A 15,176-nucleotide genomic window follows, 5' to 3' on the forward strand; every position below is an offset into this window, starting at 1 on the left:
CGGAGCCCCGGGCGGTGCGGGCGGCTCAGCCCCCGGGGACCGGGTCGGCGGCCGGGGGTTCCCCCGCGGTTCCGGCTCCCGGCGCGGGCGGGTCCGCCGGAGCGGGACCGCCGGACGCGGCCTCGTGGGCGGCGCGGCGGCGCAGGGCGTCCTCGTCGGTCCGGGCGTCGTAGCTCACCAGCCGGGGCAGGGCGGCGGCGAGCAGGCCGACCGAGGCGATGCAGGCGAGACCGCCCGTCCAGAACGCCGGACGGGTGCCGGTCCAGCCGGCCATCGCGCCCGCCCGCACCTGTCCGAGCTGGGGGCCGACGCTGTAGGACAGGACCTCGATCCCCGCCAGGCGGCCGCGCAGCTCGTCGGGGACGGTCTGGTTCCAGATGGTGGAGCGGCCGAGTCCGCTGAGCATGTCCCCCGCACCGGCGACGGCCAGGCACACCAGGACCAGCCAGATGTCGGTCAGCAGGCCCGCACCCGCGATGGCCAGGCCCCAGCCGGCCGCACCGCACACCACCAGCAGCCCGTGGCGCCGCACCCGGGAGACCCAGCCGCTGGTCAGGCTGACCACCACGGAGCCGACCGACCCGGCCGCGTACATCAGTCCCAGCGACCAGTCGGCGTCCAGTTCGTCGGCGAGGAAGGGGAAGATCGTGTTCGGGAAGGCGAAGAACATCGCCGCCAGGTCGATGGCGTAGGTCCCCAGCAGCACCGGCCGTGACCAGGCGTAGCGGGCCCCTTCGGCGATGCCGCGCAGGGAGGGCTTGTCGGCGTTCTCCGCGGGAGGCGCGGGGGAGAGCCGCAGGCACAGCGCGACCGACACGGCGAAGCAGACCACGGTGGTGCCGTAGGCGGGGGCGTTGCCCGCGTAGGCCACGACCAGGCCGGCCACCGCGGGGCCGGCGATCGCCCCGGCCTGCCAGCGCAGGGCGTTCAGGGCGGCTGCCGCCGGGAGCTGGTCGTGCGGCACGATCCGGGCCAGCAGGGAGTCCAGGGCGGGCCGTTGCAGTCCGGCGAGGGCGGCCACCCCGGCCGCCACGACGTACAGGGGCCACAGCAGGGGTTCCGGCAGCATGGCGTTGACCAGCAGGATCACCGCGAGCAGGCCGAGTCCCGCTTCGGTGAGCAGGATGACCCTGCCCCGGTCCACGGCGTCCGCGAGCGCGCCCCCGTACAGACCGAAGATCACCAGGGGCACCAGTTCGACCGCGCCCATGGCGCCCACCGCGAGCGGGGAGCCGGTCAGCTCCTTGATCTGGAGCGGCAGGGCGACCAGCGCCATGAAGCTGCCGAAGTACGTGATCAGCCCCTGCACCCACAGCAGCCGGAAGTCGCGTGAGGAACGCCAGGGCGAGAGATCCGGCAGTACCGCGGAGATCTTGGAGGTCACGAGCGGTCATCCTGCGCCGGACCCGAGTCACGACGCAACTCCATATCGGCGCGGCTCCGTATCGATGTGCGGCTTCGGGCCCGCGGGGCCGGCCGGGTGTGCTAGGCAGCCGGCATGATCGTCTCCTCCGCCCCGGCGCGGCCGTTCGACGCGGTGCTGTACGACCTCGACAACGTGATCCGGTACTACGACATGAGCCGGGTGGCCGCGCTGGAGCACGCGGCCGGGCTGGCGGCGGGGACGACGGCGGACGTGGCCTACGCGCCGGAGGTGGACCTGCCGCTGCTGCTCGGGCGGATCGGACCGGCGGAGTGGGAGGCGGCCATCGTGCGCGGTCTCGCGGGCCGGGTGCCACGAGCCCTGGCGCGCGGCCTCGCGGCGGCCTTCGCCCACGCCCCGTTCCGCGCGGACGAGGAGGTGGTCGCACTGCTGCGGCGGGCCCGCAGGCATCTGCCGCTCGTCCTGGTGACCAACGCGACGCTGCGGCTGTACGACGACCTCGCGTCCCTGGGGCTGGCGGACCTCGCGGACCACGTCGTGGGCAGCGCGCACGTGGGGGTGGCCAAGCCGGATCCGGCGATCTACGCGCTCGCCGCCGAGCGGGCGGGGGTGCCGGCGGGGCGGTGCCTGTTCGTGGACGACCGGTGGGAGAACGTCGAGGCGGCGGCCGCCCTGGGCATGACCGGGGCGCACTTCCGCGGGCCGGCGGACCTGAGGAACGCGCTGGCTCCCGTGCTGGGTGAGTGAGCCCGGGCACCGGGGCCGGGCTCGGGTTCCCGTCCCCGGCCGCCGTCCGCGGTCCGCCGGGTGTCCGACCCCACTCGGCCGCGGGGGTCCGGGTGCCCGTCGCCGGCCGTCCGGCCGGCGAGCGTACGGCCGGCGCCGACCCGGGCGAAGCAGCCCTGGCGGGGCGGCCGGCGCTCCGGCGGTGACGTGACGACCGACACCCCGCCCACAATTTTGCAGAGCATGCATCTTTGCATAGCATGCAATCCATGACGGGGAAGGAAGCCGCGGGCGGCGGGCTGCGCGAGCGCAAGAAGCGGGCCACCCGCGCCGCGCTCACGGAGGCCGCGGTACGCCTGGCCGCCGAGCACGGGGCGGACCACGTCACCGTGGAGGCGATCAGCGCGGCCGCGGGCGTGTCCGTGCGCACCTTCTTCAACTACTTCACCTCGCGCGACGACGCGTTCGTCGTCATCGACGCGTACGCGGCCGAACGGATCCGCCGGGCGGTGCTCGACGCTCCCGCCGGCCTCGCGCCGCTGGACGCGCTGCGCGACGCGCTCGCCGACGAGCTCGCGGAGGCCGAACGGCAGCACGAGCTGTGGCGTCTGCACGCCGCGGTGCTGCGGACGTCCCCCCACCTGCTGGTGCGCCATCTCGTCGCACACATGGCCGACGAGACGGCCATCGCCGAGGTGATCGGCCGACGGCTCGCTCACGACGCGGCCTCCGGGGCCGCCACCGCGAGCGACGCGGCCTCGGTTCCCTCGCCGGTACCCGAACCCCGCGCCGACTCGCCGTCCGCACCGGCCCCGCCCCGCGACGACGCGGACGAGCCGGAGCGGCGCCGGGCGCTGGAGCTGTACCCGCGGCTGCTGGCCGCGGTGGCGGGGGCGGCGGTCCGGGTGAGCGTGGAGCACTGGTCGCTCCGACAGGACGAACGCCCCTTCGCCGAGGTCTTCCGCGAGGTCTTCGACCTGCTGGCGGCGGGGCTCCCGGCGCCTGCGCGGTAACCGCGGCACGCCGGCGGGACGCGGGCCCCGGAGCGAGGGCCCGCCCGGCGCCGCACGGCGTCCGCCGCGAGCCCCTGGCTCCGCGGCCGTCCCGTCCGGCTCCCCCGGGCGCCGGCCGGCTCCGTCCCGGGCCGTCGCGTCACGCCGCCCCCGCCTGCGGCACCTCCCGCACCGTCCCGTTCCGCCGCCTTCCCGGCGTTCCGTTCTTCGATCCTCCCTCCTTTCTGATCTTCTGCCGCACCGACCGTTGAGAGAGATGTTGTGACCGCAACCGAGGCGCCCGCACCGGCGTCACCCGCACCCATGTCCAACCGGCAGATACTCCAGGCCATGTCCGGGCTGATGGCCGGCATGTTCGTGGCGATCCTGGCGGGCACCGTGGTGGCCAACGCGCTGCCCACGATCATCACCGACCTGAACGCCAGTCAGTCGGCGTACACCTGGGTCGTCACCTCGGAACTGCTGGCCATGACGGCCACCGTCCCGCTCTGGGGCAAGCTGTCCGACCTGTTCGACAAGAAGCTGCTGCTCCAGTCGTCACTCGGCCTGTTCGTCGTCGGTTCGCTCCTCGCGGGCTTCTCCAACGGCATCGAACTGCTCATCGTCAGCCGCGTGATCCAGGGCATCGGCGCCGGCGGCCTCACGGCCCTCGCCCAGGTCGTCATGGCCGCGATCATCCCGCCGCGCAGGCTCGGCAAGTACGCCGGCATCTTCGGTGCCGTCTTCGCCATCGGCACCGTGGCCGGACCGCTGGTCGGCGGTGTGCTGGTGGACACCTCCTGGCTCGGCTGGCGCTGGTGCTTCTTCATCGGTGTCCCGTTCGCGCTGCTCGCCATCGTGCTGCTCCAGCGCACGCTCCGGCTGCCCGTCGTCCGGCGCAAGGCGAAGATCGACTTCCTGGGCGCCTTCCTGATCGTCGCGGGCGTCTGCGCCCTGCTCATCTGGGTGTCCCTGGCGGGCAACGACTTCGACTGGGCCTCCTGGCAGACCGCGGCCCTCACCGGTGCCGGCGTGCTGCTGCTGGGGGCCGCCGTGTTCGTCGAGGCCCGGGCGCCCGAGCCGGTCATCCCGCTGTATATCTTCCGCAACCGCACCGTCACCCTCACCACCGTCGCCAGCCTCCTGGTCGGCGTGGCGATGTTCGGCGGCACCGTCTTCCTCTCCCAGTACTTCCAGGTGTCGCTGGGCAAGACGCCCACCGTGGCCGGCCTGATGAGCCTGCCGATGATTTTCGGTCTGCTGGTGTCGTCCACCGTGGCCGGACAGGTGATCAGCAGGACCGGTGTCTGGAAGCGCTACCTGGTCGCCGGCGCGGTGATCATGTCCGTCGGCCTCGGCCTGCTCTCCACGATCGACGCGGACACCTCCTTCACCCTGCTCAGCCTCTACATGGCGATCCTCGGCGTCGGCGTCGGCATGCTGATGCAGAACCTGGTGCTGGCGGCCCAGAACGACGTGCCCGCCGCCGAACTGGGCGCCGCGACCTCCGTGCTGTCCTTCTTCCGCAGTATGGGCGGCACCATCGGCACGAGCGTGCTCGGTGCGATCCTGGCCAACCGGGTCACGAGCGAGATGACCAAGGGTCTGGCCGAGGCGGGCGTCCCGGCGGGCCAGGCGACCGGCGGCGACTCGAGCGTCCCGGACATCCACTCCCTGCCCGCGCCGATCCGGGAGATCGTGGAGCACGCCTACGGCATCGCCACCGCCGAACTGTTCCTCATCGCCACCCCGTGCGCCCTGCTGGCGCTGCTCACGGTGGTGTTCCTCAAGGAGAAGCCGCTGAAGACGACCAGCGGCATGGAGCGGCTCGCCGAGGAGGCCGGTCCCGGGACGGTCGTGGAGGCCGAACCGGCGTCGCCCCGCGGCTGACACCCCGCTTCCGCGGCACGCCGCTCCCCCGGCGCCCGCACCGCTCGCCCCGCTCACCCCGTGAGCGCCGGCCGGGCGGTGCGGGCGCCGGCTGCTGCCGCGGACGTGCCGGTGCCCCGGTCCGGGGCCTCGTCGGCGGCGGGGGCGGTCTCGTGGACGGGACCGCCGAGGGCGTCGCCGTCCGCCGGTCCGGGCAGGGCGGTGGCCCGGTGACCGCCGGGCGGGTGACGTCCCGGACGTCACCGAAGTGGTCGCGGCTCCGGGGCGGCGGGCCCGAGAATGCGGGCCATGGCCTTCTCCTCGTCCGCGCCCTCCCCACCGGTCCGCAGCCGTACCCGGATAGCCGTGGTCGGGGCCGGTCCCGCCGGGCTCATGCTCACCCACCTGCTGGCCCGCGCCGGGATCGACTCCGTCGCCGTCGACCTGCGCACCCGCCACGAGATCGAGCACACCCCACGGGCCGGGATCCTCGAACAGCGCTCCGTCGACCTCCTCGCCGACAGCGGCGTGTCCGACCGCGTGCACCGGGACGGAGCGCGCCACGACGGCATCGTCCTGGCGTTCGGCGGCGGCAGTCACCGCATCGACTTCCAGCATCTGGTGGGTGCCTCCACCCGGCTCTACCCGCAGACCGACGTGTTCGCCGACCTGGCCGACGCCCGTGAACGCGACGGGGGCGACGTGCGGTTCGGGGTGCGCGACGTGTCGGTCGGCGGCCTCCTCTCCGACTCCCCGGTGCTGCGGTTCACCGACGCGGACGGCACCCGTCACGTCGTGCGCGCCGACTTCGTCGTCGGCGCCGACGGCTCCCGCGGCCCGTGCAGGTCCGAGGTGCCCGAGGCGCGGCGCACCCGGTTCGCGCGCACCTACCCCTACGCCTGGTTCGGCATCCTCGCCGAGGCCCCGCCCAGTGCTCCGGAGCTGATCTACAGCCACTCGCCGCGCGGTTTCGCCCTGATCAGCCAACGCACCGACACCGTGCAGCGGATGTACTTCCAGTGCGACCCCGCCGAGGACGTCGCCGACTGGTCCGACGACCGGATCTGGGCGGAGCTGCAGGCGCGGGTCGGCGCCAACGGCCACCGCCTCGAGGAGGGGCCGGTCACCGCCAGGTCGGTGCTGCCGTTCCGCAGTTTCGTCCAGGAGCCGATGCACCACGGCCGGCTGGTGCTGGCCGGTGACGCCGCGCACACCGTGCCGCCCACCGGCGCCAAGGGCCTCAACCTGGCGCTCGCCGACGCCCGCATCCTGGCCGAGGAGCTGCAACGGGCCGTCGCGCGCGGGGACACCGCTCCGCTCGCCGCGTACAGCGAGCGTGCGCTGCGCCGGGTCTGGCGGGCGCAGCACTTCTCGTACTGGATGACCACGATGCTGCACACCCCGCCCGGCGCGACGCCGTTCGACGTGCGGCGGCAGGAGGGCGAACTGTCCGCGCTGACCGGCTCGGCCGCCGGCTCCGCCTACCTCGCCGAGGGGTACACCGGGTGGCCCCGGGAGCGCTGAGCCGGCGACCGCCCCGCCCGCCGCGGGGTACGGCGGGCGGGGCGGGGGCGGCCGGGGCGGAGACGCTCGGCGCGGGGGACGCGGCGGGTCAGCCGCGGACGAGCAGGACCACCCCGGCGGCCACCACGGCCAGCAGGACGGCGGCGGCTCCGCGCAGCAGGCCGTGGGCCCGCAGGCCAGGCAGGAAGCGGTCGGCCGCCCAGCGGCCGGGGCCGGTCAGGGTCAGCGCGGCGGCGCCCGCGGCCAGCAGCAGTTCGTACTCGACGCCCTCGGGGGCGAAGAAGCCGCCGCCCCACTTGACGGCGATGGCGTTGATCATGGTGCCGAGCACGGCGGCCCCGGCGAGCGGGGTGAGCAGGCCGACGGCGAGGGCCAGCCCGCCGAGGGTCTCGGTGAGGCCGGCGACCAGTGCCATGGTCTCGCCCGCCGGATAGCCGCTCATCGTGAAGAACTGGCCGGTGCCCTCCAGTCCGCCGCCGCCGAACCAGCCGAACAGCTTCTGGGCGCCGTGCGCGGCCATGGTGAGGCCGAGGGCCAGGCGCAGGACCAGCAGCCCCGCGTCGTAGGGGTGGGCGGCCGGGCTCGCGGTGCCGGCCGGGACGGAGGTGCGGGGGCGGTCGAGCGTGGACGTCATCGTGTGGGGGCCCTTTCCGGGGGCGGACGAACAGGACGGACGGCAGACCCCGAAGGGCCCGTCGCTTGAACCTTCAAGCGATCCCGACCCTAACCGACGCGTGAAAGTTCAACAATTCCTCCGGGTGCTCTCTCACGGAACCTTCATCCGCCGGGCGCCGGCCCCGCACCACAGGGCGGCCGAAGAGGAGGCGCTGCAGGAGCGGACAGCCGGGGGCCGGCCGAGTGGTGACCAACGGGGGCCGGGCGTACGGTCGTCGGGTGGGTTCTCGAACGGGAGGCCCGGCGTGACCCAGGGTCCGCAGTCGGCCTCCGCTGACACCACCGCCCGGCGCACCGGCGGTGGCGGAAGTGCGATGGCGTTGCTGGTCATCGCCGCGTGCCAGCTGATGGTGGTGCTGGACATCACCATCGTGAACATCGCACTGCCGCACATCCAGACGTCGCTGGCCTTCTCCACCACCAGCCTGTCGTGGGTGGTCAGCGCCTACACGCTCACCTTCGGCGGGCTGCTCCTGCTCGGCGGCCGGGCCGGGGACATCCTCGGCCGTCGGCGGGTCTTCATCGTCGGTGTGCTGCTCTTCGTGGTGGCGTCCCTGCTGGGCGGACTCGCGCAGAGCCCCTGGCAGTTGCTCGCCGCGCGCGCCCTCCAGGGCGTCGGCGGCGCCATCGCCTCGCCGACGTCCCTCGCCCTGATCAGCACGACGTTCCGGGAGGGGCCGGAACGCAACCGCGCCTTCGGGGTGTTCGCCGCGGTGTCGGCGGGCGGCGGGGCGATCGGCCTGCTGGCCGGCGGCATGCTCGTCGAGTGGCTGAACTGGCGGTGGGTGCTGTTCGTCAACGTCCCCATCGGGCTGCTCATCGTGCTCGCCGCGCCCCGCTGGATCAGGGAGTCCGAACGCCGCCCGGGGCGCTTCGACCTCACCGGCGCGCTCACCTCCACGGCGGGCATGGTGCTGCTGGTCTACGGGTTCATCCGGGCCGCGCAGGACGGCTGGCGGGACCCGCTCACGCTGGCCTCGTTCGCCGCGGCCGTGGTCCTGCTGGTGCTGTTCGTCCAGGTGGAGAGGCGGTCCCGGCAGCCCATCACGCCGCTGCACATGTTCGCCGACCGCAACCGCGCCGGCACCTACGGCATCATGCTGTGCCTGGCCGCGGCGATGTTCGGCATGTTCTTCTTCCTGACCCTCTTCGTGCAGAACGTGCTGGGCTTCAGTCCGCTGCGGGCCGGGCTGGCCTTCCTGCCGGTCAGTGCCGTCATCGCGATCGGCGCCGGGCTGGCCTCGCGGTTCCTGCCCGTGTACGGGCCGAAGCCCTTCATGGTCGCGGGCGCCATCCTGGCGGCGGCCGGCCTGGGCTGGCTGACGCTGACCGACGTCCACTCGACCTACGCGGGCAGTGTCCTGGGGCCGATGCTGGTCTTCAGCCTCGGCATGGGCATGAACTTCGTCTCGCTGACGCTGATGGCGCTGTCCAACGTCCGCACCGCCGAGACCGGCGCGGCCTCCGGTCTGCTCAACGCGACCCAGCAGGTGGGCGGTTCGCTCGGCCTGTCCATCCTGGTCACCATGTCCAGCACCGCCGGCACCAACGAGGCCGAGCGGCAGATCCCGCGGTTCCTGCAGCAGGCCGACCCGGCGGAGCGGCTGCAGTTCCGGCGCACCGGGGAACTGCCGCCGCCCTGGTCCGACGAGGTGCTCACCGCCGGGGTCTCGGCCGCCTTCGTCGCGGCGGCGATCTTCGCCGTGCTCGCCGCACTGATCGCCGTCGTGGCCATCCAGGTCCGGCCCTCCGACCTGGAACGCCTGCAGGGAGGCGACGGGCCCGGCCGGGTGTGAGACGTGCTGCTCCCACCCGGCCGGGCCCGTCGGCCGGTGCCGCCCGCGCCGCCGTCCGCGCGCCTGACCGATGCGGTCCGGGAGGCGCGGGTGCGTGCGCGGGCCTCGGCTAGTCCGCGGCCGTCACGACGTCACCGCACCGGTGTCGGACGCCTCCAGCTCCCGGGCGAGGGTCGCGGCGTCGTACGGTCCGGTGTGCCGGCGGTTGCCGATGAAGAACGTCGGCGCTCCGGTGGCACCGCTGGCCTCCGCGCTGGCGACGTCCTGCCGCACCCGCTCGGCCGTCCGCTCGTCGTCGAGGTCGTCCAGGAACTTCTCGATGTCCAGCCCGAGGTCTCCGGCGTACCCGACGACGTCGTCGAACTCCAGGTGCTCCCGGTGCGCGAACAGCAGGTCGTGCATGTCCCAGAAGCGCCCCTGCTGGTCGGCGGCGACGGCGGCCCGGGCGGCGAGCTCGGAGTGCTCGTGCACGTCGGGCAGCGGGAGGTGCCGGTAGACGTACCGCAGCCGGTCGCCGAACCGGTCCCGCAGCTCCTGCAGCACACCCGTGGCGTGCGCGCAGAACGGGCACTCGTAGTCGCCGTACTCGACCAGGGTCAGCGGGGCGTCCACCGGGCCGGAGATGTGGTCCGTCTCCGGGTCGACGGGCGCGTCCAGGAAGCGCGGCAGGTCGGCCTCCGTCTCGCCGCGCAGGACCGCGGCGAGACGGAACGCCACCCACCCGAGGAGGGTGGCGAAGACGGCCGCGAGCAGGATGCCCACCGTGGCCTGCGCACGCAGGTCCTCGTTGTCCGCGAAGGCCAGCTGGGCGATCAGCAGGGAGACGGTGAAGCCGATGCCGGACAGGACTCCGCCGCCCATCACCTGGCCCTCGCCGACACCGCGCGGCAGGCTGCCGAGTCCCAGCCGGGTGCCCAGCAGCGCACCGCCGCTGACGCCCAGCAGCTTGCCGAGCACCAGACCGATGACGACGGCCCAGGTGACCCAGGAGGTCAGGGCGTCGGCCAGCACGCCGTCGCGCAGGTCCACGCCCGCGCTGGCGAGCGCGAACACCGGGACGATGAAGTAGCTGCTCCAGGGGTGCAGCACGGTCTGCAGGCGCTCGTTGACCGAGACGGCCTGCTTGAGGCCCCGTCGGGCGGTCATGCCCACATCGGCCCGGGGCGACTGCCGGAAGGCGCGGAACAGCCTGGCCGCCCGTTCCACCGCGTGACGTGCGGGCGCCTGGGCGGGGATGAGCAGACCGCCGATCATCCCCGCGATGGAGGCGTGCAGGCCGCCCTCGTAGGTGGCCACCCACAGGACGAGCACGACGATCACGTACGGTGCGGCGCGCCAGACCCCCAGCCGGGTCAGGCTCGACAGGAGCACGCAGAGGGCGAGCGCGAGGAGCAGCGGTCCGTAGCGCACCGACCCGGAGTAGACGAAGCCGATGACGGTGACGGCCACGATGTCGTCGATGACGGTGATGGCCAGCAGGAAGACGCGGAGCTGGGTGGACAACCGCGGTCCGACGATGGCGAGCGCGCCCAGCATGAAGGCGGTGTCCGTGCCGATGACGATGCCCCAGCCCTTGGCGGCCTCGCCGCCGGGAGAGACGGCCAGGTACAGCAGGACGGGGATCAGCATGCCGCCGATGCCCGCCATGGCGGGGATGACGATGCGCCGACGGCTGTTCAGCACACCGACGGAGACCTCGTAACGGACCTCCAGGCCGATGACGAAGAAGAACACCGCCATCAGGCCGTCACTGACCCAGTGGCCCAGGTTCATGGACAGGTCGGCGCCGCCGACGGAGAAGGACGCCTCCGTCGACCACAGCGAGGTGTACGCGTCGGACCAGGGTGAGTTCGCCCAGGTCAGGGCGATCACGACGGCGGCCAGCAGCAGGCCGACACTGCCCGCCTCGGTCGTCAGGAAGTTGCGTGCCCGGCCCGCCAGCTGGGCCCCCAGCATGCGCCGCTTGGCCGTGGTCTGGCTCTTGGGCCGACGGCGGTCTGTCACCTCGCTCACGGGCGCCGCCAGGAGATCTCGCGAAGGCGCTGGTCTGGATCGAGGCGGACGCTGGAGGTCATGCGTGCCCTTTCTAGGGGTTGTGCGGACGGACTGCGGGCGGGCTCACGGCCCCCCGTTCATGCACGGGGTGGCGACTCGCGATCGACACCCGGTTGAAGGCGTTGATGGTGATCACGATCCAGGTCACCGCCGAGAGTTGCTCCGGCGTGAGGTGCCGGGCGGCCTCGGCATGATCCTGGTCCTGGACGCGTGGGTCCGGCAGGGTGGTGAGGCTCTCGGTCAGGACGAGCGCGGCGCGTTCGGCGGGGGTGAAGAGGTCTGTGTCGCGCCAGGCCGGGAGCACGGCGAGGCGCTGGGACGACTCTCCCCCTCGCAGCGCGGCTCTCACGTGGACGTCGAGACACGGGGCGCAGCCGTTGATCTGCGAGGCGCGGATGTTGACGAGTTCGACCAGGGTCCGGTCCAGCCCGGCCTCGCGGGCGGCTCGACGGACCGCTTTGGCGACCTCGGCCTGCGCCCGGTACAGCTCCGGGTGCTGCCGGTCGATCGCGATCCGGCCGCCGGCCGGGGGCCCGCTCATGCGTCCCCCGCCCCGGGGTGCCGGACGAGGGGCGCGGCGGTGACCGGAGTCACCGGGAAGGCGGCACGGGCCGGGCGGCCGGCGGTGCCGGTGCGGCCGCGAGGGCGGGAGGCGGGGACCGGTCCGCCGGCGCCGGCGGGGTCGGAGCCGCGGGCGGACCCGGAGCGACGGGCGGGCGCGGCCGCGCACCGGGTGCCGAGGGCGCGGCGGTCCGGGCGGAGGACGCTCCGACGGGCCCGGGGGGCGTCGGCGTGCGCGCGCCGGCCGGCGGCCGGCACGCCGCGGCCGGACCGGGGGTGGCCGGTGTGGGCGCGGTCGGCGGGAACGTTCACCGCACTGACCGGTCCGCTCATCACACGAAACCTCCACCCTTGCGTCCACCGTGGGCCCCAGGGGGACACATCCCCCGCACAACCTCTCCTCATACTGTGCCAAACATCTCGTCCCGCCTGGTCGAACGAAGGGGCAACGAGGGGGCACGAAGGCGGACGATCACCACAGGGGCGCTCGTCCATCTGTTCGCCACCTTATACGCAGGTCAAGAACAAGCAAAGAGAGCCTTTGCCCTACGCCCGCGACCTCCGTCACGGACGAGGGTCCGGGTAGCCCTCGCCGCCCCGCCCATTCCTGCGACCAGGTGCGGGACCCGTGGGGCCGACGTGAACCGGACGTCACACCGCTCACACTTTGCCGGTACCGGAACGCAAACCGACACCCGCCGATCGATCGTGAAACTCACGCATACCAGGACACAGGGGCATGAACGGCACGGTCCGTCCTCTCGGTCCGTCACTCCAGGAAGCCGATGCGGGGTGATCTGCTCCTTGTCGGCGGCTTTATGATCACAACGGGAACAGGCCGCCTCCGGTGTGCGCCGTCCCTCTGCTCGACCGCTCTTGGCAACCGCGAACAGTGGCGCGGCACACTCGCGCGCCGGTGGCACGTGTGACGAAAGGTGTGAACAGCATGGTCCTCGGACTGCTGAGGCGACGGCGCGATCACGGCGCCCCCGCCTCCGCGCCGGATCTCTCCGCCCTCCTGCCGGCGGGTGCCGGCGGGTTCGGCTGCGCGGTCGTCGACAGCATGGAGCAGCCCGTCGGCGGTGCCGAGGTGACGGTGACCGCCCTGGACAGCCACCGGGTCGCCGCCCGGGGCACCACCGATCCCTACGGGCTGTTCCTGGCAGCGCTGCCGCCCGGCACGTACAGCGTGCTGACCTCGGCCGAAGGGCTCTCCCCCGACCGCCGGAGCGTCGAGATACACGCCGGGCACACGCCCGCCCCGGCCCGGGTGCAGCTCGTGCCCGCGCGGCGGCTGGAGCTGCCGTCCGCCGGGACCTGGCTGTTCGACCCCCCGCACACCGCGATCCGCTTCATCGCCCAGCACGTCGGCATGGCCCACGTGCACGGCCGGTTCACGCGGTTCCAGGGCGGTATCCGGGTGGCGCCGGACATGGCCGACTCGCAGGTCTCGGTGCGCATCGACGCCTCCAGCATCGCCACCGGCAACCGCACCCGGGACAACCACCTGCGGTCCGCCGACTTCCTCGACGTCGAGCGCTACCCGTTCATCGACTTCGTCAGCAGCCGCTTCGCGTACCACGGCGGCTCGAAGTGGACCGTGCACGGCACGCTCACCATGCACGGCACCAGCCGCTCGGTCGGTCTGGACACCACCTACCTCGGCACGGTCAACGGCGGCTACGGGCAGGAACTGCGCTGCGCGGCCCTGGCCCGGGCGGAACTGCACCGCGAGGACTTCACGCTCAACTGGCGGTCCATGCTGGCCCGCGGGATCGCGGTGGTCGGCCCCACCGTCCAGCTGGAACTGGACGTCCAGGCCATGTACCGCACCCACGACACGCCGACGCCCCCGGAGTAGCCCCCGCCGGCCGTCAGGACGCGGTGGCGCGGTACGGGCTCCGGGCACGGCGGACGCACGCGGCACAGACCACGAAGGGCCACACCGACTGCAGGGACGTCACCGCGCGTTCGGCCAGTCCGGCGGCGCCGTCGGCGTCCATCTCGAACAGGAACCAGAGCGCCCCGCCCCCCATCAGCAGCGTCACGCCGAGGGCGACGGCAGGCCACAGCGGCCACGGTGCCGTGCGGGTGCGGTCGGCGGCCAGGACCGGCCACAGGGCGAGGAGGGTGAAGCCGGCCACGACGGCCGAGCCGTGGTGGAGCGAGCCGCCGCTGCTCGGCGCGGGCACCAGGGCGACCACCACCGCCGACACTCCCCCGCAGGCCAGCGCCGCCCGCCCGGCCGGCGCCGCGGCGCGCAGACCCCACGCCGTCAGCAGGTGGCACACGCCCAGGGCCATCAGCGCCGCCGTCATCACCCACGCCCCGGCCGCTCCGTCGGACGCCAGCGCGCTGATGGTCTGCGTGACGGGATCGTAGGCGGGCCCTTCGAGCCGCCCCGCGACCGCCCAGCCCCCGGCCAGCACGAGGGGCGCGCATCCCGACGAGATCAGGGTCCACTTGGGCACAGATCGCACCGGAACACGGTAAAGCAGACAAAACGCCATTCGTCGGACCTCCGGGCGGCCGGTCCGGGCCCGGCGGGCCGTCCGACCTCAGCGGACCTTGGCGGTTTTCTTAAGGCTTCTTGAAGTTGACCTTCGCACGGCGGAATCCCATCCTCCGCGCCCTACGCTCGCAGCACCCCCACAGTCCCGGTGGGTGCGGTCGCGCCCACCGGGTCTCCCTCCGACCGACCGACCGAGGTGTCTCACGCATGGGTTCCCGCCGAGCCTCCCGCCCGTCCCGCTCCCACGCCCGCCCCGGCGGGCACCGGACGCGCAACACCGCCCTGGTGCTCGGTACCGCCGTCCTGACGGCCGGGGTCGGCTTCGCCCTCACCGGCATCGGTGACGACGGCGGTGACGGCGGGGCCTCGGACCGGGTGGCCGCGAGCTCGGTCGACGACGCGCCGTCGGCCGCGGAGACGGCGCCCTCCTCCTCGCCGTCCGACAGCGCCGATGCGAGCGCCGAGCCGTCCCCCGGCAAGAAGGACAAGGACGAGAAGGACAAGGACGAGAAGAAGGCGAAGGCGTCGCGGAGCCCGTCCGCCACCGCGACCCCGACGGCGGCGGCGAAGGCTCCCGAGCGTCCCGCCGCGCAGGCGGGCGGCAGCCGCCCGGGCAGCGGTTCCGGCTCGGGTTCGGGCGGTTCCGGCGGTTCCGGTGGCTCCGGCGGTTCGGGGGGTTCCGGCAGCTCCGACGGCAGCACCGAGTCGCAGGTGATCACGCTGGTCAACAAGGAGCGGGCCTCGGCCGGCTGCTCCCCGCTGAAGGCCAACGCCAAGCTGACCCGTGCGGCGGACGACTACAGCGACGTGATGGCCGCGAGCGGCGTGATGTCCCACACGGGCCCCGACGGCTCCACCATGGCCAGCCGGGTCGAGGCCGCGGGCTACCAGTGGTCGACGCTGGGCGAGAACATAGCCCGGGGGCAGGCCGACGCCGCGTCGGTGATGAAGGCCTGGATGAACAGCCCCGGCCACCGCGCCAACATCCTCAACTGCTCCTTCAAGGAGATAGGCGTCGGCGTCCACTTCGGCGACGGCGGCCCCTGGTGGACCCAGAACTTCGGCGCGAGCCGCTGACGGTC

12 protein-coding genes are annotated in these 15,176 nt (G+C 73.6%); 7 read left to right on the forward strand and 5 right to left on the reverse strand.

Annotated features, from left to right (window positions below):
- Nucleotides 1–25: 25 nt before the first annotated feature.
- Nucleotides 26–1,384, reverse strand: coding sequence for an MFS transporter (locus tag ACSU53_RS00660; RefSeq protein ID WP_437024172.1), 1,359 nt, complete (start codon nt 1,382–1,384; stop codon nt 26–28).
- 114 nt (nt 1,385–1,498) lie between these two features.
- Here ACSU53_RS00660 and ACSU53_RS00665 point away from each other — a divergent pair, with 114 nt between their 5' ends.
- The 4 genes from ACSU53_RS00665 to ACSU53_RS00680 all read left to right on the forward strand — a co-directional run bounded on the left by ACSU53_RS00665 (nt 1,499) and on the right by ACSU53_RS00680 (nt 6,495).
- Nucleotides 1,499–2,131, forward strand: a complete 633-nt coding sequence (locus ACSU53_RS00665) for an HAD-IA family hydrolase (protein ID WP_437024174.1) — start codon at nt 1,499–1,501, stop codon at nt 2,129–2,131.
- Between the two features lie 239 nt (nt 2,132–2,370).
- Complete coding sequence (locus ACSU53_RS00670) at nt 2,371–3,123, forward strand: TetR/AcrR family transcriptional regulator (protein ID WP_437024175.1); 753 nt, start codon at nt 2,371–2,373, stop codon at nt 3,121–3,123.
- Between the two features lie 261 nt (nt 3,124–3,384).
- Nucleotides 3,385–4,992, forward strand: a complete 1,608-nt coding sequence (locus tag ACSU53_RS00675; RefSeq protein ID WP_437024177.1) for an MDR family MFS transporter — start codon at nt 3,385–3,387, stop codon at nt 4,990–4,992.
- A 288-nt stretch (nt 4,993–5,280) separates the two neighbouring features.
- Nucleotides 5,281–6,495, forward strand: a complete 1,215-nt coding sequence (locus tag ACSU53_RS00680; protein WP_437024180.1) for a 4-hydroxybenzoate 3-monooxygenase — start codon at nt 5,281–5,283, stop codon at nt 6,493–6,495.
- Nucleotides 6,496–6,583: 88 nt separating this feature from the next.
- Here the strand turns inward: ACSU53_RS00680 and ACSU53_RS00685 are convergent, their stop codons facing one another.
- Nucleotides 6,584–7,129, reverse strand: a complete 546-nt coding sequence (locus tag ACSU53_RS00685; RefSeq protein ID WP_437024182.1) for a DoxX family protein — start codon at nt 7,127–7,129, stop codon at nt 6,584–6,586.
- 355 nt (nt 7,130–7,484) lie between these two features.
- Here ACSU53_RS00685 and ACSU53_RS00690 point away from each other — a divergent pair, with 355 nt between their 5' ends.
- Nucleotides 7,485–8,966: an MFS transporter gene (locus ACSU53_RS00690; RefSeq protein ID WP_437032951.1), complete on the forward strand. Its 1,482-nt coding sequence runs from the start codon at nt 7,485–7,487 to the stop codon at nt 8,964–8,966.
- A gap of 123 nt (nt 8,967–9,089) precedes the next feature.
- Here ACSU53_RS00690 and nhaA read toward each other — a convergent pair whose 3' ends face one another.
- Together nhaA and ACSU53_RS00700 are read right to left on the reverse strand one after the other, a co-directional pair.
- Nucleotides 9,090–10,922 (reverse strand): Na+/H+ antiporter NhaA, encoded by a 1,833-nt coding sequence (nhaA, locus tag ACSU53_RS00695; RefSeq protein ID WP_437032953.1) that lies wholly within the window; start codon nt 10,920–10,922, stop codon nt 9,090–9,092.
- Between the two features lie 130 nt (nt 10,923–11,052).
- Complete coding sequence (locus ACSU53_RS00700) at nt 11,053–11,562, reverse strand: carboxymuconolactone decarboxylase family protein (protein ID WP_437024184.1); 510 nt, start codon at nt 11,560–11,562, stop codon at nt 11,053–11,055.
- 966 nt (nt 11,563–12,528) lie between these two features.
- Between ACSU53_RS00700 and ACSU53_RS00705 the strand changes: the two genes are divergently transcribed.
- Nucleotides 12,529–13,443 (forward strand): YceI family protein, encoded by a 915-nt coding sequence (locus ACSU53_RS00705; RefSeq protein WP_437024185.1) that lies wholly within the window; start codon nt 12,529–12,531, stop codon nt 13,441–13,443.
- A 13-nt stretch (nt 13,444–13,456) separates the two neighbouring features.
- On the opposite strand, the gene ACSU53_RS00710 is transcribed toward ACSU53_RS00705, so the two are convergent.
- Complete coding sequence (locus ACSU53_RS00710) at nt 13,457–14,062, reverse strand: DUF998 domain-containing protein (protein WP_437024187.1); 606 nt, start codon at nt 14,060–14,062, stop codon at nt 13,457–13,459.
- A gap of 239 nt (nt 14,063–14,301) precedes the next feature.
- Between ACSU53_RS00710 and ACSU53_RS00715 the strand changes: the two genes are divergently transcribed.
- Complete coding sequence (locus ACSU53_RS00715; RefSeq protein WP_437024189.1) at nt 14,302–15,171, forward strand: CAP domain-containing protein; 870 nt, start codon at nt 14,302–14,304, stop codon at nt 15,169–15,171.
- Nucleotides 15,172–15,176 lie beyond the last annotated feature (5 nt).

It is taken from the genome of Streptomyces sp. enrichment culture (assembly GCF_964273255.1).
GTDB lineage: Bacteria > Actinomycetota > Actinomycetes > Streptomycetales > Streptomycetaceae > Streptomyces.

Excerpts from the sequence above, each read along its gene's own strand:
- ACSU53_RS00690 (WP_437032951.1), top strand. The coding sequence starts at position 7,485 with ATGGCGTTGCTGGTCATCGCCGCGTGCCAGCTGATGGTGGTGCTGGAC.
- ACSU53_RS00705 (WP_437024185.1), top strand. The coding sequence starts at position 12,529 with ATGGTCCTCGGACTGCTGAGGCGACGGCGCGATCACGGCGCCCCCGCC.
- ACSU53_RS00670 (WP_437024175.1), top strand. The coding sequence starts at position 2,371 with ATGCAATCCATGACGGGGAAGGAAGCCGCGGGCGGCGGGCTGCGCGAG.
- ACSU53_RS00715 (WP_437024189.1), top strand. The coding sequence starts at position 14,302 with ATGGGTTCCCGCCGAGCCTCCCGCCCGTCCCGCTCCCACGCCCGCCCC.
- ACSU53_RS00700 (WP_437024184.1), bottom strand. The coding sequence starts at position 11,562 with ATGAGCGGGCCCCCGGCCGGCGGCCGGATCGCGATCGACCGGCAGCAC.
- ACSU53_RS00685 (WP_437024182.1), bottom strand. The coding sequence starts at position 7,129 with ATGACGTCCACGCTCGACCGCCCCCGCACCTCCGTCCCGGCCGGCACC.
- ACSU53_RS00680 (WP_437024180.1), top strand. The coding sequence starts at position 5,281 with ATGGCCTTCTCCTCGTCCGCGCCCTCCCCACCGGTCCGCAGCCGTACC.
- nhaA (WP_437032953.1), bottom strand. The coding sequence starts at position 10,922 with ATGCTGGGGGCCCAGCTGGCGGGCCGGGCACGCAACTTCCTGACGACC.
- ACSU53_RS00665 (WP_437024174.1), top strand. The coding sequence starts at position 1,499 with ATGATCGTCTCCTCCGCCCCGGCGCGGCCGTTCGACGCGGTGCTGTAC.